We start from the raw sequence: 25,975 nt of genomic DNA on the forward strand, positions 1-25,975 counted from the left end.
TTAACGGCAAGATGGATGTTTAACCGGTTTTTTATTGCTTACTTTTACAACAACCGTCGTTAAAGGCTCGATTGTAATGGAATTTTTTTTCAGCTTAAATCCAGATGCTTTTTTAACTTTTCCAGCGCCTGCTTCGTCGTTATCGACTACAATTTCGCCTTTTCTTAAATCCTCGGATAGAGTAAGCGTTCTTGCTTTCGTATCTGCATTTACGAATACAGAGTAAGCTTCTTTTCCATTTGAAGATACGTTTTTATATCCGATGACTAAATCTGAATCATTCATTTCAGGAGCATCAATCATCGTAACATTGGAATCAACTAACTCCTTGCTTCCTAACCGGAAAGCATCTGTTGATTTTCTCAATTCAATTAGACCTGCCGTGTATTCGCGAGTCGTGTTATTTATTGGATACATGCTATCATCTGTCGCCTTTTTCCAGTCGAATTTGTTGATGGCATCTGATGAATCGTATGAATCGTGAATGAAATAGCCAAACACTTTTCCAGATTCATCCTGGATAGCGTGGAATTTCTGTTCAGGCACTCCTTCTCCAAGCCACTGTTTTGTTCTTCCGTATTCCTGGCCTGCATGGAGGAATGCTGTACCCTGCGAAGTGAGAATCATGGAGTTTCCTAAACGGATTCTGTCATGAATTTCTTCATTGTTTGCAGGAATGGCCGGATCTTTCTTGATCGATTGAGCGATGACATCATACAATGGCAGGTTGTCATGCGCTTCAATATACTGAACCATATCACCAGGATCATCTGCAGCTGTATTAGTAGGCTGCCCTTTAATATTTTTCAAAATAAGATCAAGGCTTCTTGCTCCGCCTGTAAGAAAGCGAGGTTCGCCCTCTGAACCGAAACCAGACTTCAGTTCATTGCGGATTTCATCTGAGAACACTCCAACATTATCCGTCTTGTTCATCCAATCTTGATCTGCACCTTTGCCAGCAAGTGATGGATCTGATAGATGGCCGCCGAACGTTCTCCAGCCTTCGCCGATAAATAAGGCATTTTCATTAATTTCTGCAGCAGCATTGTAGGCATTCTGAATGGAATCGTACGTAGCATCACCCATCATATCAAAACGCATGCCGTCAATTTTGTATTCTTCAAACCAGTATTTAACCGAATCAACCATCAGTTTTTCAGCCATAACGTGATTGGTTGCAAGGTTGTTTCCAAAACCGCCGATAAAGTTTCCATTAGCATCCTGAAAAGCATAATAGTTCGGGACAATATCATTCAGCATGCTTGCTTTGGCCATATGTGTATACACCACATCAAGCACAACACCCATTCCTGAATCATGCACCGCGTCAATGAGACCCTTTAATTCTTTGATTCTAAGCTCCGGATCTTTCGGATCCATTGAATAAGCTCCGTCTGGTGAAAAATAACTGTGAGGATCATAGCCCCAGTTATATTCATTGTTTGCCGCAGAATACTCGAGTTCGCGTTCTCTCATATTCGTTTCATCGCCGTAATACCAAGCCATTACCGGCAGCAGCTGAACGTGGGTCACACCAAGAGATTTGATATATTCAAGCTTATCTTTAAACGCATCATACGTACCCCAGTCAGTTGTTAAATCCCCTTCAATTGAAGGATCAGATGTAAAATCTCTGACGTGCACTTCCCAGATAACAGCATCCTCTCTTTTTTCATAGCCGTCAATCTTCGCAAAATCAAGTCCTTTCGGATCTGTTCCTGCAAGGTCAACAATGGCTGCTTTCCCCACCATATCACCATCTGGTCCTGCTTCACCTTTTGTATTTACAGTGAAAGGAGCCATTGATTTTGCATAAGGGTCGAGAACTTTCTTTGTTTCCCCGCCATTTGTTACTTCGTATTGATAATAGTATCCTTTTAAATCAGAGATTCCAAGATTCTTTGGCTGCGCTTCAACTGACCAGACTCCTTTTTCTCCCATGGCTAAATTGAACCTGCCAATCTCTTTTGCTGCATCCTTTTTATCATAAAAAACGGCTGTAACCTTGCTTGCTTTAGGTGCCCATAGTTTCAGCACTGCTTTGCCGGATTGATAGGCAGCTCCAAGATCATCGCCATCATACGAATAAAGCTCATCAATCATTCTCCAGCCTTTAGTTGCCGTAACGGATTTACCGGTGTATGTAACGGTGTAAGAATCATTCATCAGTTCTGCAGAAGTACTGACTTCCACTGTTGAACCGGATATCATTTTCACACTTTCAACTGGGATATCCGCGCCGTTTTCATCCTGTATTTTAATAGAAGAAAGCAGCTCCTCTTCCGTTAAACCTTCTGTTCTTGTCAGTCCAATCAGAAGCTTTTGTTTTGAAACAATTTCTGCACTGACTATGCCAATCGGATTATCCCATTCAGATGATGTGTATACCGTGTCATCTGCATTTTTAATCCAGAGGTGATTGTAATCCTCAAGCATCGTGAAAACTTTATCCCCGCCTGTTTTCTCGCCAGTTGCGCGATTGACAACAAGGAAACCGAGTTTCTTCGCTCCTTCTTTTACTTTCACATCGATGTAGCGTCCATGCTCGTCGGTTTGCTCATCCGTAAATGGCACAGCATCTTTCGGCCACTCTTTTGGTGCTTCCGCTACATCCTCCCATAGCCACAATCCAAGGTCTTTGTAGTTTTTATCGTCTTTGACATAGTGAATTCTGACCGTGTTTTCAGGAAGATAAGGGTCCTTTTCAGCTGCGTTTGCTTTTGGCAGCTGTAATGTTGGAATTACCATTGAAATAAATAAAATAAAAACAAGGGCACTTTTCAATAATCTCGGCATCTTTCAACCTCCATTTTATTAGCTTGTACTTCTTTGAAACTTTGAAACTGGTAAGAGAGTGTGTACGTGGATCGTTCTTGCGCGAATGTGCAAACGGTTTCATAAAGCGTTTACATTTATAATTAAAAGGAAAAATATGCTTTCTGTCAATGATAATTTTGAAAATTCTACAATTATATCAAAAGGGAAAACCTGGCTGTTGACCAGGTTTTCCCTTTTGAACGCTACTTTAAATTCTGCTTTATGCAAGTAGGCAGGCTATTTCTAGCGCGGCATCTCTCCAATTAGCACCTGTTTACTTTTTAAAGTGATTCTTTTCTAGAAAAAGACTATTTCTCCTCGACACTAGAGTGACCCTTTCTATTAATTCCGAGACTTTCAACCTTTATTCCAAGACTTTTTGAACGAATTCCTAGACTTTGCGGATTTTTTCCGAGACTTTAGAAAATAATTCCGTATAAATGTGAACGCCCCATCAAAAATTGGCTAATCCAAAGCATGAAGGCTATTTTTAGCGTAGTCCCTCTCCAATTGGTGCTCATTTACGGTTTAAAGTGATTCTTTTCTAGAAAAAGACTATTTCTCCTCGGCACTAGAGTAACCCTTTCTATTAATTCCGAGACTTTCAAACTTTTTTCCAAGACTTATTGAATGAATTCCTAGACTTTGCGGTTTTATTCCGAGTCTTTAGAAAATAATTCCGTATAAATGTGAACGCCCCATCAAAAATTGGCTAATCCAAAGCATGAAGGCTATTTTTAGCGTAGTCCCCTCTCCAATTGGTGCTCATTTACGGTTTAAAGTGATCCTTTTCTAGAAAAAGACTATTTCTCCTCGGCACTAGAGTGACCCTTTCTATTAATTCCGAGACTTTCAACCTTTATTCCAAGACTTTTTGAATGAATTCCTAGACTTTACGGATTAATCCTGAGACTTTAGAAAATAATTCCGTATAAATGTGAACTACTTCTCTACCCTATTCCCTACAACAAACCATCCCTGTATCGTTCAATCAGCGAGGTTAAATGATATCGCCTTCCCTTGGTTTCTCCGGTGTGATCAATATTCAATATTCTTAATAAGCTTAAAGCAGATGTATCTGAAGAGATTTGTATAAATTCTCGCATCTGTTTATTAGTAATCTCTGAACCTAACCATATAGAAACCATTCCTTGTTTCTCCATTAGTAACACGCTCCTACTTTAATCTTAGTCCTTCTGGCAATGATGAAATACCATTTTCTAATCTATAGTGAGCCCAATTATTAAGTCTTCTAATAAAGGTATAATAGTTTTATTTTTAATCATTAATAAAAAAGACGATAACACTCTATTTGAATGAGAACCGTCTTTTTGTATGAGGTTTGATTCAATTAACATGGAACAATGAGTCAAAAATTAATCTTCCTCTTCGAAAGATTGTAATGAATTAATTAGTTCTGTAAAACCCGAGCACACATACGTAACAGCTCCATTAGGATCTTCATAAGCTTCTTCATGGTCCCAAAATACAATGGGAGGTTCATGTTTTAGTTCTCTAAAATCAAAACAGAACATATTGCCTCCTGGATCATTCGCAAATGGAATAACATTATCTATAAGTCTATCTTTAATATTTTCATACGTTCTCAACATGTCAATAGGCCTGTTATCATCGCCAAAACTTAATAAGTAATTAAGGGTCTCTCTAAATGAGTTTATGATAACCACGTCTTTATCTAATGGTGAACAGCCATTATGATCCTTTATAAAGTCTCTATAATCTATAGGAAATTTTATAGACAATATTTCCTCGACAGAAGTGATTTCTTGCTCTGAAGCTTGTTTAAAGGTTTTTCTTTTGTGCCAATTTATTTTTTGCATGTCATTTCTCCTTAACCAGAGTCTTTACCCCATATTTTTTGTCCACCTGTATGCCCTGTTTTGGAATGGATCTCACTATCTACCAGTTCCATTCTTCCTGGTTTTTGATGATGATGCCAAGTATACTTCTCAGGAGTCTTACCTGCTTTTAAATCTATTAAGTCATCTTCATCTAATTTAAGTTCTTTAATTAAATTAGGATCATTAGTTACTTGATTATATAGTTGCTTATTTAGAATTTTAAATTGAGGTGTTCGATCTTTCTTAAAATCTTTTTTATCTAAGTATAAAGTATATTTGACTTCAAAAATCGGAAATCCGTCTTTATCATATGGTACCTTCGTTATTGGATGAACATCATTTTTCATATGCCCCATTCTAAGATTAATGGTTTTCGTATTTCCATAATCATCATTGAAGGAATATGAAGAAGCTTTTGTAATCAATTGATTTTTTAGATTAGTCGAATCAACAACATTAAAAGGAACTCCTTCAATACCCCCAGCAAACCCATACCTAAATGCAAAACAGCTAGAATTATTCATTTGATTTAACTCATGCGCAGCCGCCTCTTTCACATTCTTAACAGTGTTTTTTCCAGCAGCAAAACCAGCTTTCCCTACTTTATCAGCACCTTTTGTGCCTACGAGAGAAGTCCCAACCGTGGCAATCGCATAAGTGACCCATCTGGCTCTAGTATAATCGTTTCCGTTTACCATATCACGTTCGTAGGAATTGGCGATAGCTGCACTGATTTGAGCATAGGTTTCCTCGTAATTGATAACAGCTGCTCCCATATCATAAAGAACCTGTTCAGGAGGCGTCATTAGAACATTCCATAAACCTACAGCGGTGTCTTTCGTGAATTCCCATAAACCGGCTCCAACGCCTTTTAGAATTTCACCCTGCTGTTTATTAGCTTTAATGAGATCAATAATTTTCCGCTGCTCCGAAGTTAAATTCTCTTCCCCAAGATCCTTCGCAATCTTCAAATACTCATCTAAAGATAGATTCGGCGTCTTCAGCTCTTGCTGCAGCTTCTCGATTCTGCGTTTTTCAGATTGCTCCTTTTTAAAAGAAAGATAGGATTTCGCCTGATGCTGGACGCTGTCTTTCATATTGTAGGCTACGCTATTATGATACGCTTTTGCATCGAAATAGATCGGAGATGCCTGTCCGCCTTGTCGTGTTGCATGATTTAATGCTTTAAAACGGCTCCTAATGTGATCTTGAATGGCTTCAGATCGCTGATATTCATAGGTTAATTTTTCATTAAGTTCATCAACTTTGTCAATTGTGGTTTTTCTTTCTTTTTCAGCTTTGTCTAAGTGTGCTTCGAATGTGCCGGTATCAAATGGCTGAAGGTCGACGAGGTCGCTGATGCTGCGTAAGATACCGGTCAGCTCCTGCTTTTGATCTGAGACCATAGCATTTGCTCTTCGATAGCCATTGACTAAATCTCTTTCCAAAAAATCTATATCTACATATGTATGTCCGGATAACTTTAACTCTGCGGCATCCGCCGATACTCCTTGAAAAAAAGCAATCTGCATGTCAATAAAGGTAAGCCATTCATCCACGATTGCCGCTTGTTCTTGGTAAAAGGTTTTGATCACTTTAGCGCCTGCTCCCTTAAATTCATCACCTGAATGAGAGACTTGATTGAATGTCTTCTTTAAAACAAGCAGCCTCTCTCTTAGATTTTCATATTTTTTTGCACGGTTTTCCATCGCAGAAATCAGAGTGTCAGCTTCATAAACTGCATTCAGAAACAACCACCCCTTTCTTACTATAAATTCCCAATTCTATCATAGCACGAAAAAGGGTGTTGAATGAACGAAATTTCATAGAAAAAAGACATGAGCTTCATCATGTCTTTTCAAAAAATAACTCCCAACCCAGCAAAAGCCAAATCCTCACACTCTACTTTCTGAACATAACTGTCTTTTTCAAAAGTATGTGTATACCGGCTCAGTTTAACCATACCTACATCATTCTTCGTGTAAAAGACAACAGTTGGCCTTTCGTTCTCATAGAAGAAAACCGGTCGGAGTGAAGGAGGAATGGTTTTAAATTCATTCCAATCGCCTAGTGTATATAAGTAATCTACTACGCTGTTTGCCACTCTGTATTCGTCCTCATCTATAGGCAAAATATCGCCGGCACTCCAATAGCACCCGTGCCACAGCGCGCCAAATTCCCCGATTTCATGATAAGCAATGGCTGCCTGCAAGTAGGATAGCGGCGAATAATCCCCGTCCACTGCCATCATGACCTGATCATAGGCAAAATCCGGTTTCGGGTGCTCCAAACTATGCTGGTCTGAATACATGCATTCTTCAGGCGGCGGCAGTTCCCGATCATGAGGAATGGCCCAAACGGCAGAATTCCCGTTTCCGCCAGCCGTATATTGATAGGCTCTTAATTTGTAATTCTTTCGAAGTCGCAGCTGTGAAAAACTTTCAATGACACGTTCTGGATTGTCTCTAGAAATCGCCCATCCTTCATTTTCATCGTAATAAGAAGTAAAAGGCCCAAGATAAAGATTAGGACGAGTTGCAGCGACCGTAAATTCAATGATATCTGATAGATCTTGGGGATTAACATTTTGAACATACAATTGCCTGAGCTCTTCGACCATTGCATGCCTTTTCGCAGTTAGTTGAGGGCATACATGATAATAATCGCCATTTTGATTCTTTTTGCCAAACGAAGGAATGCCCGCACGTTCTATTTGCTCCAGCCAGCTGCTTTTCAGCTGCTTTAAAAATGTGTACGTACTCTTATTATTTACTCCCCACCCGATGCAAATCCATGGATTCTTTTTCAGCTCACTCACGGGCACTTGCATATCGGATGGAAGAACCATCCCTCTCCCGCCCAAATATTCGTTATAGGCAATGGCCTCACTGTCCTTTGGGTTCTGCAGCGTGAACAAATTATACAAATGAATTCTTCCATTTAGAGGCTCAAGATGATAGAAAGCTTCAACTAATTTCACCACTTGCTTCATCGTGGGATCCAGGGAAACCTGTGCGAAAACACTTTCCCCATCCTGCAAATCCTTTACAGCATCATGACTAGCACTTCCAGGGTTCAGCAGCAGGAAACTGCCGATCGATTTTTCACTCTCTCCCCATTGTAGGTAGGCAGACTGTCGGAAAAATGTGATTCTTCTTTTTGAGAAACGTTCCGAATGCTTTTGGCTGGTACATATCTTTCTCTCCCCTATATTTAAAATACCTGTTTCCTATCTTTTATGAGTTCAGATTGCCCCTAAAATCCAATTAAATTAACAAGTAAACTTATCCAATAAGCCATTAACTAAAAAATCTTCCGGCACAAAAAAGCAAATGCCATCATACTTAAACAGATGACAAACTACTTCATTCCATCCCTCTTATTTCACTGAATACCACCGATCATCAAACGTCTTACTATCTAATTGACAGACTCCCTGATCCGCCAATTGATCCAACACCATTGCCACATAGACAAACGACTTCGGTTTTCCAGAGTCATAAAATCCTTTAAAAGGATGACTGAACTGATTAATCTCGCGGCACACCTCCAGCACACTTATCGTTCCGGTGTTTTCAATTAAACGAATGATTGCTTGATGAATTTCCTCCCCTAAAGGAGAACTTACCTTATGAATCACGTTTAACTTCTTTGGAGCAGCTCTTGTCATCGCCTTAGCCGCTTCAGGCTGACGCAGTGCCTTACTGCGAGCACCTTTCTCCTTTTGAATCATTCGATAAAGTCTATTAATCTGTCGATCTAACAAAGGCAGGTCGAGCTTAATGAGTTCCTGAATCTCTTCAGGAAGTTCAATATCAACCGCTTTAGCCTCCGTAAGAACTTTCCTATCCCAGCCATTCATCACTTTATAAAGCATTTCATCCAGTTCAAAATCAATCTGCGCAAACCCTTTGATGATATCCTTCACAACGGATGCTGGAATCCCGGTATGAAATTCAAAATGATCTTTTCCAAATTTCTTGATCTCGCCAGTCTCTTTATTCTTCACAATATACTGATACCCTAGTGGCATGCCGCACTCACAGCGAAAAGGACGGTTCCCCAAACCGCCATCAAGCAGCTCAATAAACTCCCAGTCGTTAATTTCCCGGTCAAGTTCCTGATCTGAACCACTATACGTCCCCTTGCTTCTTACCAGCTCATTTGAAAAAAGAGTCCGTTTTCCGCGCTTTAACCGTTCAAGTAAATACGACCGCTGATCATCTGTTAAATCTTCAAGAATCTCAGACCGTTCCTCAGCCTCAAAATAAAAATCCATGGATGCCGCCTCCACTACGTACTATTCTTCCTTATCGAAAGTTTTCCTTGTTAAGATTCTTTAAATATTCCATTTATAAATGAAATAGCAGGGACCTAGCATTCGTGTTTCTTTTCCAAATCATATGGTCACTTCCTTCTCCCCAATAATCTTTAAGCAAATAATCAGGTTCACCGAACTTCTTCCTCCATACCTTTTGTGCATTTTTATATCCACTATCCAGACAAAACTCGTTGATTCCTCTATTCTGCAAGGTAAGGAGCATTAAATTCAAAAGCAGCGATCCTAAACCTCGTCTTTGATAATCCGGATGTACAAAAACGGTCCCTACCTCGACTCCTTCTCTCAACGCGCCCTCTGTGCAAGTAACAATCAACTCGCTCACAGGACCATACTCTATTGAACCGATCATTTCTTTATCATTTAAAGCGATCAAAAAATACCGCTTAGCCCCTTTACTTTCCAAGTCATTATTTAAGTATTGTTTCTTACTTTCAATTTCCTCTTTCATATCATCAAGTAGTTCTGATATTCCTTCTTTATCAAATGTATCCCTAATGACTTTACTGAAAAATTGATTCAGCTCATCCATATCTTCCATTCTTGGTCTTTTTATCTCAACATTTATGTTCATCACTCCCTGACTTTTAAAACAATTCCATCCATCATATTCCACCTCCTATCTTGTTTATCCTTTATAATTCGTTACAATTAAGAGAGAGGGGATGATTTGATGTTTAAAAATGAAAATATACATATAAGGCCTTTTACAGTGGAGGATGCAGAAGCAAGACTTCAGCTTCAGCTCAAAAACCGCGAGTTCTTTGAACAATTCTCCATGATCCGCACACCTGATTTCTACACCCTGGAAACTCAGCGCAGCATGATCCAAGAATACGAACAAAAAAGCAAAGAAGACACCGAATATCAATTCGGCATCTTCCTAAATGAGGACAATCGCTTACTCGGAACCATCGGCCTCTTCCAAGTCATGCGGAGTTCACTCCAAAATGCCGTCCTAGGCTATTTCCTGGACAAGGCTCACAACGGAAAAGGCTACACAACCCAAGCAGTCAAACTCATTGTTAACTATGCATTCCAAGAACTCAAATTCCACCGCATCGAAGCTGGGGTCATGCCGCACAACATTGGCTCTATTCGAGTACTGGAGAAAGCAGGATTTCATAAAGAAGGCCTTGCAAGAAAGAATGTGAAGATTAATGGGAAGTGGGAGGATCATGAGGTTTTGGCGATTTTGAATCCGGATGATTGAAAAAATCAATTAGATTAGAAATTTTAGGATATGAAATGACTTCATATCCTTATTTGTTTTTCACCAAGAATAAAATACTAAAAAGGAATTTTTCTGTTACAAAAATAAGATTTTCACTTTATAATAAAAAAGTGATTTGTACTTTTTACATAACAAATAGAGAGATGGAAAAGAGTACTTTAATTGCAATAAAAAAACGGGGGTTTTTATCATTAATTGGGGCAGAAAAATAGCCGGTTACCGCTCTAGAATTGGATGGAAAATGTTTTTGGCATCACTTTTTTATAGTTTTCTCATATTGTTACTTTTAAGTTTTATATTACCTGAATCAGAAGTAGTAACTAATATTGCAGCCACTGGTGTATTTATTAGTATTCTTGCTCTAATTATAGGTTTAATCAAACCAAGATTGGTCTTACCAATGGTTCACTACCAAACAAGAAGAAAAGTGCTTTATACTTATATCTACTTATTTTTCATTTGTTTTTTTATGGTTGGATTATTAGGTGAAACTCAAGTTGTTGAACCAACAAAAACGAAAGAAAAAGCTTCAGAAATGCTTGCTGCTGAAGAAGATAAAAAGAACAAACAAAAAAGCCATTGAAGAAAAGGCTAAAGAAGATGCAATACTTAAAGATCAAGAAGAAGCAGATAAAAAAGAGGCTGAACGGAAAGCTCAGGAACAAGCTGCTGCTAAACAAGAAGCGGAACGCAAAGCTCAAGAGCAAGCTGCTGCCAAACAAAAAGCTGAACGTGAAGCTCAAGAGCAAGCTGCTGCTAAACAAGAAGCTGAGCGAAAAGCTCAAGAGCAAGCTGCTGCTAAACAAGAAGCTGAGCGAAAAGCTCAAGAGCAAGCTGCTGCTAAACAAGAAGCTGAGCGAAAAGCTCAAGAGCAAGCTTTAGCCAAACAAGAAGCTGAGCGAAAGGCTCAAACATCAAAACAAAGTACTGGAACAAGCGGTAATGGAGAGGCATTTGTAAATGACCCAAGTGATGATAAGGAATCAAATTTATCTTGCAAAGGACAAATTAAGGGAAATATGAACTCTAAAATTTATCATATGCCTGATGGTGCCTACTATGATAAAACACAGGATGATATACAGTGGTTCTGTTCTTCAGAAGAAGCAGAAAAAGCTGGTTTCAGAGCATCTCAAAGATAATTTTCTTCTATAAGTCACTTTACATCACTATAAAATATGACTGGTCACAGGATATTTCATTTAAAATAAATGGATAAACCCCATAGGATTTATCCATTTATTTTTACTTATTTTTCTTTCCTCTCATAATACTGATGCAAACGATACTCACAAATTTCCTTTGTCCATCTATACAATTGCAACGCATCTTTTTCATTCACTGAGAAATTAAAAGAAAAAATATCTTTATTAAACGTAACCAACCCATTTGAACTCCCGCTCCATTTAGTCATCGGCATATCTCTTATTAGTTTAGAAACCTTCTTTAAGTCTCCGTTCCACATTTCCTTGGCTGCTTTCCCTGAAAAATCAATATTTCTTCTATACTCTTTTTCGGTGAGATACTTAAAGAAAAATGGCGCTACTTCTTCAGGTGTAACTGGATTAAGCCAGGCTGTACGTTCAATTACTTCCGGAATACGATCTCGGACTAGTTTGTTATAGGTTGGCAGGGATAACTCCTTCAATACTTATTTTTTCTAATTAATCCCTATTTTACAGGATTAGAGAATAATAGAAAAATCTTTTCCAGCTGTCTCTCTATGATAAAATATAGTTGAAATTAATTAGGGAGGATTCCACCTTGAAAAAATCACTAAAAGTTGTCGCAGCAATTATCGAAAACGATCAAAACGAAATCCTCTGCGCGTTAAGGTCTCCAGAGATGGCCATTCCGAATATGTGGGAGTTTCCTGGCGGGAAGGTAGAGAAGGATGAAGATATTCATTCTGCTTTGATTCGTGAGATTGATGAGGAATTGGGATGTACGATTATTACAGATGGTTTATTTCACGAACACACTCATGAATATGACACGTTTATCATTACGCTTCTGTGTATCAAGGCTAGGATTACGGATGGAACTCCTGCACCAAGTGAGCATTCTAAACTGATTTGGCTCAAGCGCGAAAATCTTGCTTCATTGAATTGGGCTCCAGCCGATATTCCAGCAGTTGAAGCGTTAATAAATGAAAAAATAGTCTTCTCAAGTTGAGAAGACTATACTTTTACTACGAATTCAGTATAAAGAGGTCCTGGTAGTTTGTGTTCTAATTTTATTTGAACGGTTATTGGTTTTTCTCCCTCGTATTCAAATACGTCTCCCTTGCCTATATAAATATAGGGTTCTACTTTCCCATCGATTTCTTTATACTTTCTTAGGAACAAATGAAGCTGAATTCCTCTAGCTTTATTAAAGATAATATTTTTCCCACGTTCAGAACTTTGACTTGTGCTGTTTGGAGTCTGCCATTGAAAAGTGCTTTCGTTGATAAGTTTGTCCTGATAATTGATGCTCTCCTTGATATTCTCTTCTTTATGCAAGTCGATAAAGAGAAAATAATCGTTTCCGTTTGTCAATAATCCAGATCCTCTAAATGAACTGTGGATCTTTCGATAATTGGATAAGAGAGCTGCATCTATCATTTGATACTGTTCGTATAACTTAAAATGTGGAACCCCGTAATCCGTGTTCTTAAATTCCTTTTCATATCGAAAAAGGCCATAATTTACGATATCCTCTATAAATCTTCTGTACTCAGGATTATTTAGCACTTTTGAAAAACTTACTGTTTTACGAAGGATCCCATTTTCTAAATCGACCAGTTTCAACTTACTCTTTTTTTGAATGCTGTCAAAATAGTCATGATTTAAGCTTTCAAACGCATGATAAACGCTATCTTCATAAACTTCAGACACATATTTCAAGATTTCTAGCTTTGCACGCTCTAAAGATATCGTTTCATTTTCCATTAAATCTTTTATTATTACAAATTCGTATATTCTCTTTAATGGAAGCATATCTGATAGTTCTTTGAGAGCACTTTCGAATGCCTCATCGGTTAACATGCCCTTGAGGTAATCATCCTTCTCAACTTTGCTCAGGAACTTTAAATACGTTTTTTCCTTTTGAATAAATTTAATAGGATCAGGTGCACCATCAAACATTAAATAATCCAGTAACAAGTATGGTATATGACCTTGATTCATTTTCTTAAACTCGAAGTACTCTTCCTTTAAATACTTCATTGAATTAAAATTCTCGTTATCAATTTGTTCAAGAATCCGTTCCTGTGAAATTCGATCCATTTGAATATGAGTACACCCAGGAATATTAGCAAAATCAGTAGCAATGGCCACTTTTAAACTTTCTTTGTCATAATATCTGCTCCCATTTAATGCGAGGGCAATTAGAAAAGCTTTATTATGGTTGCCGATAAAATCGAGAACCGTTAGGAAGCTCTTGCTTTCGTGTTTGCGAAGTCCCCTTCCAAGCTGCTGAATAAAAACGATTGGAGAGTTTGTGGGCCTTAGCATTAACACAGAATTAACAGACGGGATATCGACACCTTCATTAAAAATATCGACGGTGAAAATAATTTCTAACTCATCTTCGTCGTTTTCTAATCGTTTCGTGAAATTGGAGCGCTGGTCTACGGAATTCGCTCCCGACAAAGCTACACTGCTATACCCTCTTTTATTAAATTCTTCCGCCATGAAATGAGCGTGATCTACGCTTGCACAGAATCCCAAGCACTTTCTCTTTTTCCCATCGTGACCGTAGAAATTCATGTTTTCTATAATAAAGTCTACTCTTTCATTAACTTTTAAGCGTTTCGTAACCTCAGCAATATTATCAATATCGACATCACTTAAATCGATTCCGTCTATATCCGTGATGCCAAAGTAATGAAATGGGATAATTAGCTCATCATCTAATGCCTCATGTAATCGGACTTCAATTGCTACATTATTATCGAATAATGCAAAGACATTGTGGTTGTCGCTGCGTTCAGGCGTAGCAGTCATTCCTAATGTGAAGTCTGGCTCGAAATAATTTAGGACTGCCTTATAGCTTGGACTTGTTGCATGGTGGGCTTCATCAAAAATGATGTAATCAAATTCGCCTTTTCTAAATTCTTGATAGCATCTAGTCAACGACTGGATGGTAGTGAATACATAATCCGCATGCTTCTGTTTATGATTCCCAGTTAACAATCCAAACGTTTTCGCTTCATTTACAATCAGTTTTTCAAACGTTTCCTTCGCTTTTTTCAAAATTTCTTCTCTATGGACAATGAAAAGAAGTCTGCGAGGTTTGAAATTCTTTACATCGAAAGCGGACATATACGTTTTCCCTGTACCTGTTGCAGCAATAACTAGAGCTTTACTTTCTCCATAAGAACGTAACCGTTCGAGATTTTCCATCGCTCTTTTCTGCATTCTATTCGGAATAATATAGTCAGAGTGTTCATAGATAAGATTCTGTTTAGTTGTAATACCAGTCAGCTTGCTAAGAAAATCTTCATATCTTTTAAGAAAGTCTTCATTTGCCTCTGTGCTTTTCTCCCAAAGCTGATTGTATTCGCTTAATACATCTTTAATAAAAAAAGTATTCTCTTTAGTTATGATCTTTACATTCCATTCAATATTACTTTTTAATGCACTTTGAGTTAAATTTGAAGATCCAATAAACACCTTATAACGGTCAATATATTCAAAGATATAAGCCTTTGTATGAAAACCGATTTCCTTGTCTGTTACAAAAACCTTTAAATCGATATGTTCAAAGTCGTTTATTTTTCGAAGTGCTTTCGCTTCAGTAAAATTGAGATAAGTTGAGGTGATCATTTTTCCTTTGATCCCCAATTGCTTTGCTTCTTTAAAAGCATCTAACAAAAGCTGGAGGCCACTAAAATTAATAAAGGCGACACTAAAAAAAAACCGTTCACATTCTAAAATGGACTGTGATAGTTCATTTAATAGATTTCCCTTGTCTGAATTGACAATCAGTTTTTCTTCAACGATCATTTGAGATCACCTGACTTAAAAATTATTATAGAAATACTCAGTAAAATAATACTATATTTGGAATTAAATATATAGACATACTACCTTTACTCTAAGATAAATAAAGTTTACTTATGTTAGGTTTAAATTAACATCTATGTCCTTAGGGGATTATTTCTATATGGAGAATATTAAAAAGAAATTAACAAATGTCATCAAAACCCAACCAACCTTTTAGACACTCTTTTCTTTGACTAGGCATATATCAATAACTATATCCTGATGAATAAGGCTATATTTAAAGACTTTTCTTTATCTCCATCCATGGAAAATCCAAACCATCCGAGTTCGTGCTTAAGTAAAAAAAATAATAAGAGAGTTGAAAATGATGAGTTTAGAAATAATCATAATGGGTTTACTTGTTGGTTTTTTAATAGGTTTAACAGGGGTAGGAGGAGCCGCGCTATTGACCCCTATTTTAATTATTGCAGGTATTAATCCATCAATTGCGGTAGGTACTGACCTTGTCTACAATTCTATAACAAAATTTTTTGGTACAATGCAGCATTGGAGACAAAAAACGATTAATTTCAAATTAGTGAAATATCTTGCAATAGGCAGTATTCCAAGTGCGGCTGCAGCAATTGGATTGTTGAATTTCTTTAATCATAGTTACCTTAATCAAGATCAAATCATTAAAAATGCACTCGGATATGTTCTGATATTAGTTGCCATATCAATTATTATTCGCGTGTTTTTTGATAAAAAGTTAAGGCCAAATCGTTTGCAATTAATGCCAATTGAGCAAAAAAAAACGCTTACAATTATCATTGGTGTCCTATTGGGCTTTATCGTAGGGCTTACATCGATTGGTTCTGGTTCCTTGTTTGCCGTTGCAATGCTTTATCTGTACCAATTAAAGGGATCTGAATTAGTCGGTACAGATATTGCCCATGCATTTTTGTTAGTGACCGTTGCAGGTTCGCTCTATTTAGGTGTTGGAAACATTGATTATCCAATTTTGATGAACCTTCTGACAGGCTCTATCCCCGGTGTAATGATAGGTAGCACCTTGTCTGCTAAAGTACCGACCAAACCACTTCGAACTGTTGTTGCGTTGGTGATCTTCATCAGCGGCATCAAGCTTTTATAATCGGAAAGTGAAAAAGCCGAAGAGGTGATCCGCCTTCTTCGGCTTTTTTCTCAAGGCATTTTCATTTAGCCTTTCATCATCATTTTGGGTTTAATGGATTCGATTTCATATGAAAATAAATATGTTAGGAATCAAAATACATTAATAGGGTTCATTTATTGTTCTTTTATCGTAATTTAGAGAGATTACATTCTCTGGAACATTAGGTATGTACCCATACTATAATAATAATCGAAAGCCAATGTTCCAAATGGAAAATATTGTTCATAACAGAAAGTGGGAGGTATAAATGCCTGAAGGATCTTACAAACATCTTACAGATAAAGACTATATAGAAATAAATAACAACCTCGCCGGAAGTGAACCATTAGAAATTATCAAATGGACTTATAAAACGTTTAAAGATGAACTTGTCTATGCGTGCAGTTTTGGTGCAGAAGGGATTGTCCTCCTTGATCTAATCAGCAAGATACGCCCTGATGCACATGTTATTTTTAATTCTTTGCATAAGCGCGGATACCCAAGCATTGGCTGCATGCATTGTACTTTCCCTGTCAAAGACGGTAGTGATTTACGCTCAGGACGTTGGACCGGATTAACTAAAACCGAGTGCGGCTTGCACCTGAATTCATCAAATAATGAAGGAGTGCTGTAGACATGATTGAGCCGCATGGCGGAACACTGGTCAATCGGATTAACACAGAATATGATCATTCAACGGTTGAACACGAAATAGAGCTGGATCGTTTTGCTTTATCAGATCTTGAATTGATTGCAATAGGTGCCTATAGTCCGATTACTGGCTTTCTTGGAGAAAAAGATTACCAAAGCGTTTTAAATGAAATGAGACTATTAAGCGGTCACGTTTGGAGTATTCCGATAACACTCCCGGTTCCGGAAGAAAAAGCGAATTCTCTAAAAGAAGGTGAGACAGTTAAGCTTGTTCATAAAGGAACCGTTTACGGGATATTAAGAGTAGAAGAAAAATATCGTCCAAATAAACAATTGGAAGCTGAGAAAATATATCAAACAACGGATCTAGCTCACCCCGGTGTGAAAAAGCTATACGAACGTCCCGACATTTACCTTGCCGGACCAATTACACTTGTAACACGTCCAGCCAAGAATGAATTTATTGAATTTTACCACGATCCAAGAGAAACGAGGGCTGCATTTAGGGAGCTGGGCTGGAATACAATTGTCGGCTTTCAAACTCGGAATCCTGTGCACCGTGCTCATGAATATATTCAAAAATCAGCTCTTGAAATCGTTGATGGACTATTCCTTAACCCTCTGGTCGGTGAAACCAAGGAGGATGACATTCCTGCTCATATTCGGATGGAAAGTTATGAAGTATTACTTAATCATTATTATCCTAAAAATCGTGTATTTCTTGCGGTGTTTCCAGCGGCTATGAGGTATGCAGGTCCAAAAGAAGCGATCTTTCATGCTATAGTGCGAAAAAATTATGGCTGTACACATTTTATAGTTGGCCGGGATCACGCTGGGGTTGGCGATTATTATGGAACATACGATTCCCAGCTCATTTTCAAACATTTTACAGAAGAAGAGTTAGGTATTACCCCGTTGTTTTTTGAACACAGTTTTTATTGCAGGAAATGCGGGAATATGGCTTCAACTAAAACTTGCCCTCATAGTTCCCGGGACCGAGTGATTCTCTCAGGTACTAAAGTAAGAGAAATGCTGAAAAATGGGGAAACGCCGCCTTTAGAGTTTAGCCGTCCGAAAGTCGCAGCAGTGCTAATTAGGGGTATGCAATTGGGGTTACAAGAAAAATGAAAAAGGAGACAGACATCTTTGCACCTCATGTAAACATTATTTGGCATCGTGCTGCTGTGACGAAAGAAGCAAGAAGAAGACTAAACCGTCAAAGGAGTTCAGTCCTTTGGTTCACGGGTCTTTCCGGTGCAGGAAAATCCACAATAGCAAACGCACTCGAAAAACGGCTATATGAGAAAGAACTGAGGACATATTTATTGGATGGCGACAATATTCGTCATGGAATTAATCAAGATCTTGGTTTTAGTCCGGAGGATCGAAAAGAAAATATTCGGAGAATTGGAGAAATCTCCAAGCTCTTTGTTGATGCAGGCATGATCTTAATTACTGCTTTTATTTCTCCTTATCGTAAAGACCGTGATTTAGCAAGAAGTGTCCTTGAAGAAGGAGAATTTATTGAAGTATATCTAAAATGTCCTCTCCAAGAGTGCGAAAAACGAGACCCAAAAGGACTTTATAAAAAAGCGAAAAATGGTGAAATCCCTGAATTCACAGGTATATCTTCCCCGTATGAAGAGCCAGTTTCACCAGAGATTATACTAGAAACCGATAAGCAATCCGTAGAGGAGTCCGTGGATCAAATCATTCACTACATGGTTGAAAAAGGCTGCATTCCTAAATAGCCCTTTAAAAAAAGGGAAAGGAATCAACTTCATAGGCTAAAATACCTCAGTAAGATAAAGGTTTAAGGATAGAATGTTTACTTTTTCAAATGATTATGCGCAGCCAATCAAGCTGCGTATTTTTTATGTGTTCTTTAGCCACTATAAGGACAAACTACTATAGGAATTTTAGACAAACGACGTATAAGTTTTACTAACGGAAAGGAGTTTTTACTTTTGTTATTCTTCCAACCGGAGTTTCGGAATCAGCAAGGTGAAATCATAAATGTGGTGGATACAAACGGGAAAGCTGTGGGGTATATTGCCTACTTGTATAAGGGTGAAGATGACCTTTATGTAATGGGCCAGCTGAATAATGCAGGAGAGAAGCAAAACTATATCGATATCACATCAAAATATATCGATGGTCTAAAAAAATCCATCCTGGGAAACGGTGAAAAAGAGCCGAATCTATTTATTCATCTCGGCGGAGAGTCAATCGATATAGATAAAGACAACGAAGAAGGAAAAAATAATAAAAGCTGATTAGAGAACCTCTCCAGATCGTTATGAATAGGATGGTTTCATAGACATTTACCCATTAGGAGGGACCTTCTTTGAATCATCCTCAAAATACCTGGCATCCACTGCTTATTGATCCAACTGGAGAAAGGATCAATAAGTCAGAAGAATTTGGTTTAACTATGTTAATTGATAAAGGCATAGGAATCGCTTTATTTGAAGAGCTCTTACAGCTTGGAGGTCAATATGTTGACTATGTAAAACTGGGCTTTGGCACAACAGTATTATATCCGCCTGAACTTTTGCAAAAAAAGCTGCTTTTGGCCAAGAAAGCAAATGTTATTTTATACCCAGGCGGAACTTTATTTGAAATCGCCTCTCACAAGGGTGTATTAAAAGAGTATTTCGATTATATGCAAAAAATAGGTTTTGACCATCTCGAAATTTCCGACGGTACGATTGAATTGTCACCCATAAGACGGCGAAAGATTATCAAGGAAGCTGTAGCAAAAGGTTTTACTGTCATAACTGAATACGGTAAAAAAGATGCGGGCAGTCAATGTGAAGTAAATGAATTAGAAAGTACCCTTTATTCCGATCTGGAATGTGGAGCTTCTTATGTCATTGTAGAGGGAAGGGAATCAGGAGAAAATGTTGGCATTTATAATGACAAAGGAAAAATTGATAAAAAATTCCTTTACACTATTAAAAAAACGATTCCTGCCAATATGAGGAAATATCTCATTTGGGAAGCTCCGCAAAAAAATCAGCAATGCGAATTAATTCATTATTGGGGAAGAAACGTAAATTTTGGGAATATCCAATTTGAAGATGTATATAGCCTTGAATGCCTTAGAAGAGGTCTAAGATTTGATACTTTCCCAATAGAACGGTCAGGTTCAATTTTGAAGGTTGATTAAACAAGGTCCCCTGAAAAACTGGAGAGAAGGATTTATTCACTCCAGTTTTTTTGTTGCGCTTAATGGTATAAGGTTCCATCCCATCGATAATACTCCAGGCCTTCTATATTCATTTCTGCTCCGATGCCAATGCCGCCTGGTATCGTTACAGATCCGTTTATTGGTTGAACCGATAGAAGCGAAGTAAAAGGATTTTCCATGGCATCCCACTCAACAGGCTCAATTTTATCATGATTCATTTTACTCCATGGAGGTAGACATGCTTGGCCAAAAATGGCATATAGCCTTGAAAGCGGTCCGTCAAATGTATGAGGGGAAATCCGCAATCCAAATGTTCGAGAGAGATGAATGGTTTCACGGTATCCGTCTAACCCGTTTTCATGCATAACATCCGGTTGAATAATATCAACAGCTCCTTCTTTCAAAAAAGGAAGAAACTGTGCAGGTCCCTGTAAATTTTCTCCTCCCGCGACAGGTATTGATAAATTGGCTCTTAAAAGCTTGTAGTCTGCCAGTTGCGCCATTGGTATTGGCTCCTCAAACCATAGCATGTTTGACCACTCCCTGAAATGACGATCCCATCTCCGTGCAGTCGCTGCATCGTAACTTTGATTTGCATCAAGTGCGAGTTGGATTTTTCCTTCCAGCACCCTCTGAACAGATTGAATGTGAGCTTGATCCTCCTGCAGCGTTTTTCCGCCTATTTTCACTTTTATCTTATTAAAACCGCTATCTATTGCTTGTTCAATTTCTTGCAAAGAATGGTTTATCCAGTCTTCCCTTTCCGAATAGGATTGAAGCGATGCATAAACCGGTATCACCTCTCTCAACTTCCCGCCCCAAAGGTCGCAAACTGAAAGTTCGGCTGATTTTGCTACAATTTCAGTAAGGGCCATGCTAATTCCTGCCGCAGCCCTTTTGTTCCATTTTTTTACAACATTTACAATCTGCAGCCGGTCTGTCGCTTGTTTACCTAGTAGATAGGGAATGATACGATCATGAAATCCCTTCTCTAAAGTAGGCAGCCAATCGATACATTCTCCCCATCCGTCTATTCCTGACTTTGTCGTGACTTTAAATAAAAAACATGTGCGATACTTCTTATAACCGTTTGCATCGCCATATGGCTCAGGAAGCTGATACAACAATGGAAAAGTTTCGACTCTTTCAATTTTCAAATGACTTACCTGCCTTCATTTAATATACTTGTTCCCAGATAACGAAGCCAAAATGGCTGCATAAAGGAAAGGCTTAATATTCTAATTAAATCTAGTTTATGGAATAAAAAAATTTACATGTAATCATTTATGGGTTTGAATCAAAAATTCAAATAAGGGAGATGGTAAAAAGAGAACGATTTTATATTGGAGGAAGGTAAATGAAAGCAAAACAAGGAAAGGCAAACATGTTTGCTATCGCCCTTATCCCATTGGTAATGGTATTGGGCAATTCGATGTTAGTACCTGTACTTCCCACCATGAAATCAAAATTGGACTTATCCCAGTTTCAAGTTAGTCTCATCATCACGATGTTCTCGCTTGCTGCAGGTTTGATTATTCCTTTTGTTGGCTATTTATCTGATCGTTTTGGTCGTAAGTGGATCATTGTTGCGTCATTAGTGATCTATGGCATCGGAGGTATCATCTCAGGGTTAGCAGCTTGGTTAATGGATAATTCCTATATGATTATCCTCATAGGAAGAATTATTCAAGGAATTGGAGCAGCTGGAACCTCTCCAATCGCGATGGCATTAATCGGTGATATTTATTCAGGTGCACAGGAAAGTAAAGCACTTGGTATTATTGAATCTACGAATGGGTTAGGAAAAATCCTATCGCCTATCATTGGATCTCTCATAGCTCTTATTATCTGGTATGCAGTATTTTTCACCTTTCCAATTCTTTGCTTTGCAACAGCTCTCTTTGTATGGTTTGGCGTGAAAGAAAAGAAAAAAAAGAATGGGAAACCTCTGCCTGAGTATCTCGGGGACTTGAAGCAAATATTTAAACAGAAAGGAAAATGGCTGATTCCTTCATTTTTTGTGGGATCAGTAGGCTTGTTTATCCTTTTTGGCGTTTTGTTTTATTTGTCAGATATCTTGGAAGAATCATTTAAGATTGACGGAATTATTAAGGGGTTAATTTTAGCAATTCCATTGTTGGGGATGGTGGTAACATCTTATATTACCGGTGCAAAAATAAAACAGAACAAACCGTTAATTCGAAGAATAATGGTAATAGGGCTTCTAATTTTAACCGGCTCAATGTTGGCTGTATCTTTCTTTCAACAAATATATCTTATGATTGGGCTTTTAACGCTGGGCAGTATCGGTACAGGCCTATTGCTTCCTTGTTTGAACACGTTAATCACAGGAGCTGTTGATAAAGCTGAAAGAGGAATGATTACTTCTTTATATGGAAGTGTTCGATTTCTCGGGGTAGCATTTGGTCCGCCACTTTTTAGCTGGTTGATGAAAATTTCTCATAAGACGGTATTTTTCAGTATGGCAGGTTTAAGCATGCTGACCTTAATTTTAGCTTTTTTTTTCATTAAACCAGATAAAAGTAAAAAAGGGGAAACAGGCAGCAGCCAACAATTTCCATCCCTCTTTAAAAAAAGGGAGAAGTTACCAACAGCTTGACACTAAAAAACTTTTGATATTAAATAGATGATTTTCATTAACAGGGCAGTGATTGCAGCTGCCATTAAAGGGCCGACTGGAATCCCTCGCAAGAACACGATTCCGATAATGGAACCAACAACAAGACCGACGACCATATGAGGTTCTACCCGAAGCATTTCCAATCCTTTTCCGTTCATATATGTAGCAAGCGCTCCTCCTGCCAAAGCAACCGCTCCCGAAAGTGTCGTAAGAAGGAGCAAGAGGTCTTTCCCGGTAATTTTCCCGCTTGCAAACGGTACTAGAACAGATATCGTTAAAAACATTAGCCCTAGTTCCAAGCCGCGCCGTTCTAACATTGGAAAATAACGCTCCAGGGAAGATAATTTTAACACCAACAATAAGCTGGCAGCTGTGGCAATTATTGGAGAACGGCCAATTAAGCCTATGATAATGAGAATTACTAGTGATAATTCTCCTGAAGATATATTCATTGTCATACCAACCCCTGTCCCATTTCTACTATACAGGTTTATGTGTCCGATAATGAAAGTATTCTATTTCCTTTAGCAATTGGAACAATTTGCGATATATCTATTTGACCGCAGTAAAGAATATCTTCAGAATGATTATTCTTGACTAATCGTTTTCCAGTAGTGGTAGTAAAGAGAAGCTCAGGAAGCTGGTGAGCAAGCTGAAGGAAGCTGGCTTCCATTGCATCTGAAAAATCACAGGTCTCGATAGAAGAAGACTTTAGTTTTGCTAAGTGAACCATTAAACCTGCTGCAAGGCTATCTTCTAATGCAAATTGATTTCGGGTTCCCGCGCAATATAATGTAATATCGCGATTTTGAGCTAATGCAGCGCTGAGACAGGCTGAGGAATTAAGAAAACAGCCAATTAACAGGCAATCTGCCTGAGTTGCTTTTTCAACTGCCTTAGTCCCATTTGTAGTAGTAAGAACAAGGTGTTTTCCCCCATGATCTTTCTTTCTCAGGATCACAGGTGAATTATTGTAGTCAAAACCATCAACTTTTTTGCAATGTTTTTCTCCTGCAATGACCGTCTCTAAAGAACGTAAAGCTAATGCCTCTTTAGCAGATCCAACAGGAATAACAGAAGCGAAACCGGAGTCTAAAGCTGTAACAATTGTGCTCGATGCTCTAAGAACATCAATGACGATTACCGTTCGGCCGTTCACATGTTGTTCAGGCCTAATTTCTTCAACTGTTGAGACAGTATCTATTCGCAAATGATTTCTCTCCTTCCGATTTTTAGGCTTATGAACTTAATGTATGAAATCATCAAGAAAAAGTTGAATATATAGAGACATACTCCTTTACTCTAAGATAAATTAATTTTACTTATGTTAGGATTAAATTATCATTTATTTCCTAAGGGGATTATTTCTATATGGAGAATATTAAAAAGAAAATAACAAATGCCATCAAAACCCATCCGACCATCATCATCCACCGCCACATCAACCCCGACCTCGACGCCATGGGATCGCAGGCAGGATTGCAAAGAACGCTTCAACATTCTTTCCCTGACAAAAAAATATACGCCACCGGAAACGATGAGAAAAGTCTTCTCTTCATCAATAAGATGGACGTAATCCCGGATGCAGCATACAAAGAAGCTTTAGTCATTGTCTGTGACACGGCCGATACTTCTCGCATTTGCGACCAGCGATTTTCCAAAGGAGCCCTGCTGATTAAAATTGATCATCACCCTGATCATGAACAATTCGGTGATCTCTCATGGGTAGATCCTTCGTACAGCTCGGCCAGTGAGATGCTTGTTGATTTGTTTTTAGAGAACTCAGAGGTTTTTCAAATGAACAAAGAAGCAGCCGGAGCATTGTATACCGGGATTATTGGAGATACTGGACGTTTGCTGAACGGGACTGTTTCCCCTCGTACTTTGAAGGCCGTAAAGGCATTGAGGAAGTTTCATTTTCAGCCTGAACGGATTCATAATCATTTAAATAAGAAAAGCAGCGGTGTTACTCGTCTTCGCGAGGCGATTTTAATGACTTTTAAGGTGACGGATCATGGGGTTGCCTATGTTCATTTAACGGAGGAAAAATTGGCTGCTTACGGGGTGGACCGTGCGGAAGCGGCTAATCTTGTGAATGTCCTGTCTTCGATGGCACGAGTGAGAATCTGGGTCTTTTTTATTGAATATCCGAATGAAATTCGTGTAAGAATCCGTTCAAGGAATATTCCGATTGATGACATCGCCCGTATGTTTGGCGGCGGAGGGCATACTTTCGCAGCAGGAGCATCGATTGATTCCTGGAAAAAAGCGGATGAAGTGATTGAAGCTTTGGATGGTAAAACTTAAACCGAATATTGGAACTATTTTTGGTTTTTACATAGAATCTGATGTTTGTGGTAGTGTAGTAAAAGAAAAGCGGAATCGCCCGTTTAGCTCCGACAGACAGAAAAGGATCCGACAGAAAAGGCGCTTTTTGCCTTTACTGGCGGATTCGTTCTGGCCGAGGAGTTGGGCGATGGAGCTAGACACCGAAGCGTATAATTTATACTTTCTTAATACAAAATAAACACGCTGCAATTCAGCGTTCAATCATAATGGAGTGATAGTATGGGTAAAGCTAAAGCTAAAACGAAGAGCAGTAAAGGCGGGACAGGCGGCGGAACAGGCAAAAAAGGCTGGAACCGCTGGCAGGCAAGTGCCAATAAAAAGAAGAGCTTTAAGCCTTATACAAGTAAGGGCACTAAACAGCAGGACGATGGAAAAGGCTCAAAAGAATAAAATGTCTGACAGCGCATGGATCCTTTTTGGGTCTTTTTTTATTTCCTGCAGACTTAAAGAGATGCCGCATAAAAAAGAAATAGAGCCGGATACCTCCCACTAAAAAAAGACCGCCCCCCTTTTAAGGTCCGATCTGTCTTTTCACCGATAACTGCTCCCCTTCACAATTAAAACTACAATGACTGCAAGCAGCAGTCCGCCAATGATAAACGGACCAAGACCCGAGCTGTAAACAAGATAGACTTTTACGTGCTTTATTGTATTAACAACCAGATAAACAATAAATATAAGATTCAATCCTGCAATAAGCGGGACATAAGGATTTCGCTTCAAGTTGATCAGCCCTTTTCAGAAG

26 protein-coding genes are annotated in these 25,975 nt (G+C 38.5%); 13 read left to right on the forward strand and 13 right to left on the reverse strand.

Annotation, left to right across the window (positions count from 1 at the left end; all coding sequences use genetic code 11):
• The 7 genes from QFZ72_RS21435 to QFZ72_RS21465 all read right to left on the reverse strand — a co-directional run bounded on the left by QFZ72_RS21435 (position 1) and on the right by QFZ72_RS21465 (position 9,592).
• Positions 1–2,796, reverse strand: coding sequence for a pullulanase (locus QFZ72_RS21435; protein WP_307437546.1), 2,796 nt, complete (start codon positions 2,794–2,796; stop codon positions 1–3).
• Positions 2,797–3,779: 983 nt separating this feature from the next.
• On the reverse strand, positions 3,780–3,980 hold the full coding sequence (locus QFZ72_RS21440) for a hypothetical protein (RefSeq protein WP_307437550.1): 201 nt from the start codon (positions 3,978–3,980) through the stop codon (positions 3,780–3,782).
• A gap of 213 nt (positions 3,981–4,193) precedes the next feature.
• Entirely contained in the window at positions 4,194–4,658 is a 465-nt protein-coding gene (locus tag QFZ72_RS21445; RefSeq protein WP_307437553.1) for an SMI1/KNR4 family protein, read from the reverse strand.
• 11 nt (positions 4,659–4,669) lie between these two features.
• A complete protein-coding gene (locus QFZ72_RS21450) occupies positions 4,670–6,433 on the reverse strand; it encodes a T7SS effector LXG polymorphic toxin (protein WP_307437557.1) in 1,764 nt (587 codons plus the stop codon).
• A gap of 104 nt (positions 6,434–6,537) precedes the next feature.
• Entirely contained in the window at positions 6,538–7,671 is a 1,134-nt protein-coding gene (locus QFZ72_RS21455; RefSeq protein WP_307437559.1) for a hypothetical protein, read from the reverse strand.
• Positions 7,672–8,058: 387 nt separating this feature from the next.
• Positions 8,059–8,958, reverse strand: a complete 900-nt coding sequence (locus QFZ72_RS21460) for a DUF3895 domain-containing protein (protein ID WP_307437562.1) — start codon at positions 8,956–8,958, stop codon at positions 8,059–8,061.
• A gap of 73 nt (positions 8,959–9,031) precedes the next feature.
• Entirely contained in the window at positions 9,032–9,592 is a 561-nt protein-coding gene (locus QFZ72_RS21465) for a GNAT family N-acetyltransferase (RefSeq protein WP_307437565.1), read from the reverse strand.
• Positions 9,593–9,691: 99 nt separating this feature from the next.
• Here QFZ72_RS21465 and QFZ72_RS21470 point away from each other — a divergent pair, with 99 nt between their 5' ends.
• The 3 genes from QFZ72_RS21470 to QFZ72_RS21480 all read left to right on the forward strand — a co-directional run bounded on the left by QFZ72_RS21470 (position 9,692) and on the right by QFZ72_RS21480 (position 11,394).
• Positions 9,692–10,231, forward strand: a complete 540-nt coding sequence (locus QFZ72_RS21470; protein WP_307437566.1) for a GNAT family N-acetyltransferase — start codon at positions 9,692–9,694, stop codon at positions 10,229–10,231.
• A 268-nt stretch (positions 10,232–10,499) separates the two neighbouring features.
• A complete protein-coding gene (locus tag QFZ72_RS21475; protein WP_307437569.1) occupies positions 10,500–10,835 on the forward strand; it encodes a hypothetical protein in 336 nt (111 codons plus the stop codon).
• Positions 10,750–11,394, forward strand: a complete 645-nt coding sequence (locus QFZ72_RS21480; protein WP_307437571.1) for a cell envelope integrity TolA family protein — start codon at positions 10,750–10,752, stop codon at positions 11,392–11,394. Before QFZ72_RS21475 ends, QFZ72_RS21480 begins: the two co-directional genes overlap by 86 nt.
• 107 nt (positions 11,395–11,501) lie before the next feature.
• Here QFZ72_RS21480 and QFZ72_RS21485 read toward each other — a convergent pair whose 3' ends face one another.
• A complete protein-coding gene (locus QFZ72_RS21485) occupies positions 11,502–11,900 on the reverse strand; it encodes a nucleoside triphosphate pyrophosphohydrolase family protein (RefSeq protein ID WP_307437573.1) in 399 nt (132 codons plus the stop codon).
• A 116-nt stretch (positions 11,901–12,016) separates the two neighbouring features.
• Here QFZ72_RS21485 and QFZ72_RS21490 point away from each other — a divergent pair, with 116 nt between their 5' ends.
• Positions 12,017–12,427: a (deoxy)nucleoside triphosphate pyrophosphohydrolase gene (locus tag QFZ72_RS21490; RefSeq protein WP_307437575.1), complete on the forward strand. Its 411-nt coding sequence runs from the start codon at positions 12,017–12,019 to the stop codon at positions 12,425–12,427.
• Between the two features lie 5 nt (positions 12,428–12,432).
• On the opposite strand, the gene QFZ72_RS21495 is transcribed toward QFZ72_RS21490, so the two are convergent.
• Positions 12,433–15,243 (reverse strand): DEAD/DEAH box helicase, encoded by a 2,811-nt coding sequence (locus tag QFZ72_RS21495; protein WP_307437578.1) that lies wholly within the window; start codon positions 15,241–15,243, stop codon positions 12,433–12,435.
• A 367-nt stretch (positions 15,244–15,610) separates the two neighbouring features.
• Between QFZ72_RS21495 and QFZ72_RS21500 the strand changes: the two genes are divergently transcribed.
• The 6 genes from QFZ72_RS21500 to comA all read left to right on the forward strand — a co-directional run bounded on the left by QFZ72_RS21500 (position 15,611) and on the right by comA (position 20,219).
• Entirely contained in the window at positions 15,611–16,375 is a 765-nt protein-coding gene (locus QFZ72_RS21500) for a sulfite exporter TauE/SafE family protein (RefSeq protein ID WP_307439929.1), read from the forward strand.
• Positions 16,376–16,664: 289 nt separating this feature from the next.
• Entirely contained in the window at positions 16,665–17,030 is a 366-nt protein-coding gene (locus QFZ72_RS21505) for an adenine nucleotide alpha hydrolase family protein (protein WP_307437583.1), read from the forward strand.
• Positions 17,031–17,032: 2 nt separating this feature from the next.
• Complete coding sequence (gene sat / locus QFZ72_RS21510) at positions 17,033–18,175, forward strand: sulfate adenylyltransferase (protein WP_307437587.1); 1,143 nt, start codon at positions 17,033–17,035, stop codon at positions 18,173–18,175.
• On the forward strand, positions 18,172–18,798 hold the full coding sequence (gene cysC, locus QFZ72_RS21515) for an adenylyl-sulfate kinase (RefSeq protein WP_307437590.1): 627 nt from the start codon (positions 18,172–18,174) through the stop codon (positions 18,796–18,798). Before sat ends, cysC begins: the two co-directional genes overlap by 4 nt.
• A gap of 216 nt (positions 18,799–19,014) precedes the next feature.
• Complete coding sequence (locus tag QFZ72_RS21520) at positions 19,015–19,323, forward strand: hypothetical protein (RefSeq protein WP_307437593.1); 309 nt, start codon at positions 19,015–19,017, stop codon at positions 19,321–19,323.
• A 71-nt stretch (positions 19,324–19,394) separates the two neighbouring features.
• Positions 19,395–20,219 carry a phosphosulfolactate synthase gene (gene comA / locus QFZ72_RS21525; protein WP_307437596.1) on the forward strand — a complete coding sequence of 275 codons (825 nt, stop codon included), beginning with the start codon at positions 19,395–19,397 and terminating at the stop codon, positions 20,217–20,219.
• 59 nt (positions 20,220–20,278) lie between these two features.
• Here the strand turns inward: comA and QFZ72_RS21530 are convergent, their stop codons facing one another.
• On the reverse strand, positions 20,279–21,397 hold the full coding sequence (locus QFZ72_RS21530; RefSeq protein ID WP_307437598.1) for a mandelate racemase/muconate lactonizing enzyme family protein: 1,119 nt from the start codon (positions 21,395–21,397) through the stop codon (positions 20,279–20,281).
• 200 nt (positions 21,398–21,597) lie between these two features.
• Between QFZ72_RS21530 and QFZ72_RS21535 the strand changes: the two genes are divergently transcribed.
• The gene (locus tag QFZ72_RS21535; RefSeq protein ID WP_307437602.1) at positions 21,598–22,860 is read left to right on the forward strand and encodes an MFS transporter; all 1,263 of its coding nucleotides are present in this window, start codon (positions 21,598–21,600) and stop codon (positions 22,858–22,860) included.
• A 2-nt stretch (positions 22,861–22,862) separates the two neighbouring features.
• Here the strand turns inward: QFZ72_RS21535 and QFZ72_RS21540 are convergent, their stop codons facing one another.
• The gene (locus tag QFZ72_RS21540) at positions 22,863–23,327 is read right to left on the reverse strand and encodes a DUF441 domain-containing protein (protein ID WP_307439931.1); all 465 of its coding nucleotides are present in this window, start codon (positions 23,325–23,327) and stop codon (positions 22,863–22,865) included.
• Between the two features lie 44 nt (positions 23,328–23,371).
• Complete coding sequence (locus tag QFZ72_RS21545; protein WP_307437605.1) at positions 23,372–24,091, reverse strand: 2-phosphosulfolactate phosphatase; 720 nt, start codon at positions 24,089–24,091, stop codon at positions 23,372–23,374.
• 161 nt (positions 24,092–24,252) lie between these two features.
• Here QFZ72_RS21545 and QFZ72_RS21550 point away from each other — a divergent pair, with 161 nt between their 5' ends.
• Both QFZ72_RS21550 and QFZ72_RS21555 read left to right on the forward strand, forming a co-directional pair.
• Complete coding sequence (locus QFZ72_RS21550) at positions 24,253–25,188, forward strand: DHH family phosphoesterase (RefSeq protein ID WP_307437608.1); 936 nt, start codon at positions 24,253–24,255, stop codon at positions 25,186–25,188.
• Between the two features lie 261 nt (positions 25,189–25,449).
• Positions 25,450–25,620 carry a DUF3934 family protein gene (locus tag QFZ72_RS21555; protein WP_223440801.1) on the forward strand — a complete coding sequence of 57 codons (171 nt, stop codon included), beginning with the start codon at positions 25,450–25,452 and terminating at the stop codon, positions 25,618–25,620.
• Positions 25,621–25,761: 141 nt separating this feature from the next.
• Here QFZ72_RS21555 and QFZ72_RS21560 read toward each other — a convergent pair whose 3' ends face one another.
• Positions 25,762–25,953 (reverse strand): hypothetical protein, encoded by a 192-nt coding sequence (locus QFZ72_RS21560; RefSeq protein ID WP_307437617.1) that lies wholly within the window; start codon positions 25,951–25,953, stop codon positions 25,762–25,764.
• Between the last annotated feature and the right edge of the window lie 22 nt (positions 25,954–25,975).

This window comes from Bacillus sp. V2I10 (genome assembly GCF_030817055.1).
In the GTDB taxonomy this organism is placed as follows: domain Bacteria; phylum Bacillota; class Bacilli; order Bacillales; family Bacillaceae; genus Bacillus_P.

Coding starts and splice junctions, on each gene's coding strand:
- QFZ72_RS21435 (WP_307437546.1), bottom strand. CDS start 2,796: ATGCCGAGATTATTGAAAAGTGCCCTTGTTTTTATTTTATTTATTTCA.
- QFZ72_RS21440 (WP_307437550.1), bottom strand. CDS start 3,980: ATGGAGAAACAAGGAATGGTTTCTATATGGTTAGGTTCAGAGATTACT.
- QFZ72_RS21505 (WP_307437583.1), top strand. CDS start 16,665: ATGCCTGAAGGATCTTACAAACATCTTACAGATAAAGACTATATAGAA.
- QFZ72_RS21500 (WP_307439929.1), top strand. CDS start 15,611: ATGAGTTTAGAAATAATCATAATGGGTTTACTTGTTGGTTTTTTAATA.
- QFZ72_RS21470 (WP_307437566.1), top strand. CDS start 9,692: ATGTTTAAAAATGAAAATATACATATAAGGCCTTTTACAGTGGAGGAT.
- QFZ72_RS21460 (WP_307437562.1), bottom strand. CDS start 8,958: ATGGATTTTTATTTTGAGGCTGAGGAACGGTCTGAGATTCTTGAAGAT.
- sat (WP_307437587.1), top strand. CDS start 17,033: ATGATTGAGCCGCATGGCGGAACACTGGTCAATCGGATTAACACAGAA.
- QFZ72_RS21535 (WP_307437602.1), top strand. CDS start 21,598: ATGAAAGCAAAACAAGGAAAGGCAAACATGTTTGCTATCGCCCTTATC.
- QFZ72_RS21455 (WP_307437559.1), bottom strand. CDS start 7,671: ATGAAGCAAGTGGTGAAATTAGTTGAAGCTTTCTATCATCTTGAGCCT.
- QFZ72_RS21465 (WP_307437565.1), bottom strand. CDS start 9,592: ATGAACATAAATGTTGAGATAAAAAGACCAAGAATGGAAGATATGGAT.
- QFZ72_RS21555 (WP_223440801.1), top strand. CDS start 25,450: ATGGGTAAAGCTAAAGCTAAAACGAAGAGCAGTAAAGGCGGGACAGGC.
- cysC (WP_307437590.1), top strand. CDS start 18,172: ATGAAAAAGGAGACAGACATCTTTGCACCTCATGTAAACATTATTTGG.
- QFZ72_RS21550 (WP_307437608.1), top strand. CDS start 24,253: ATGGAGAATATTAAAAAGAAAATAACAAATGCCATCAAAACCCATCCG.
- QFZ72_RS21495 (WP_307437578.1), bottom strand. CDS start 15,243: ATGATCGTTGAAGAAAAACTGATTGTCAATTCAGACAAGGGAAATCTA.
- QFZ72_RS21445 (WP_307437553.1), bottom strand. CDS start 4,658: ATGCAAAAAATAAATTGGCACAAAAGAAAAACCTTTAAACAAGCTTCA.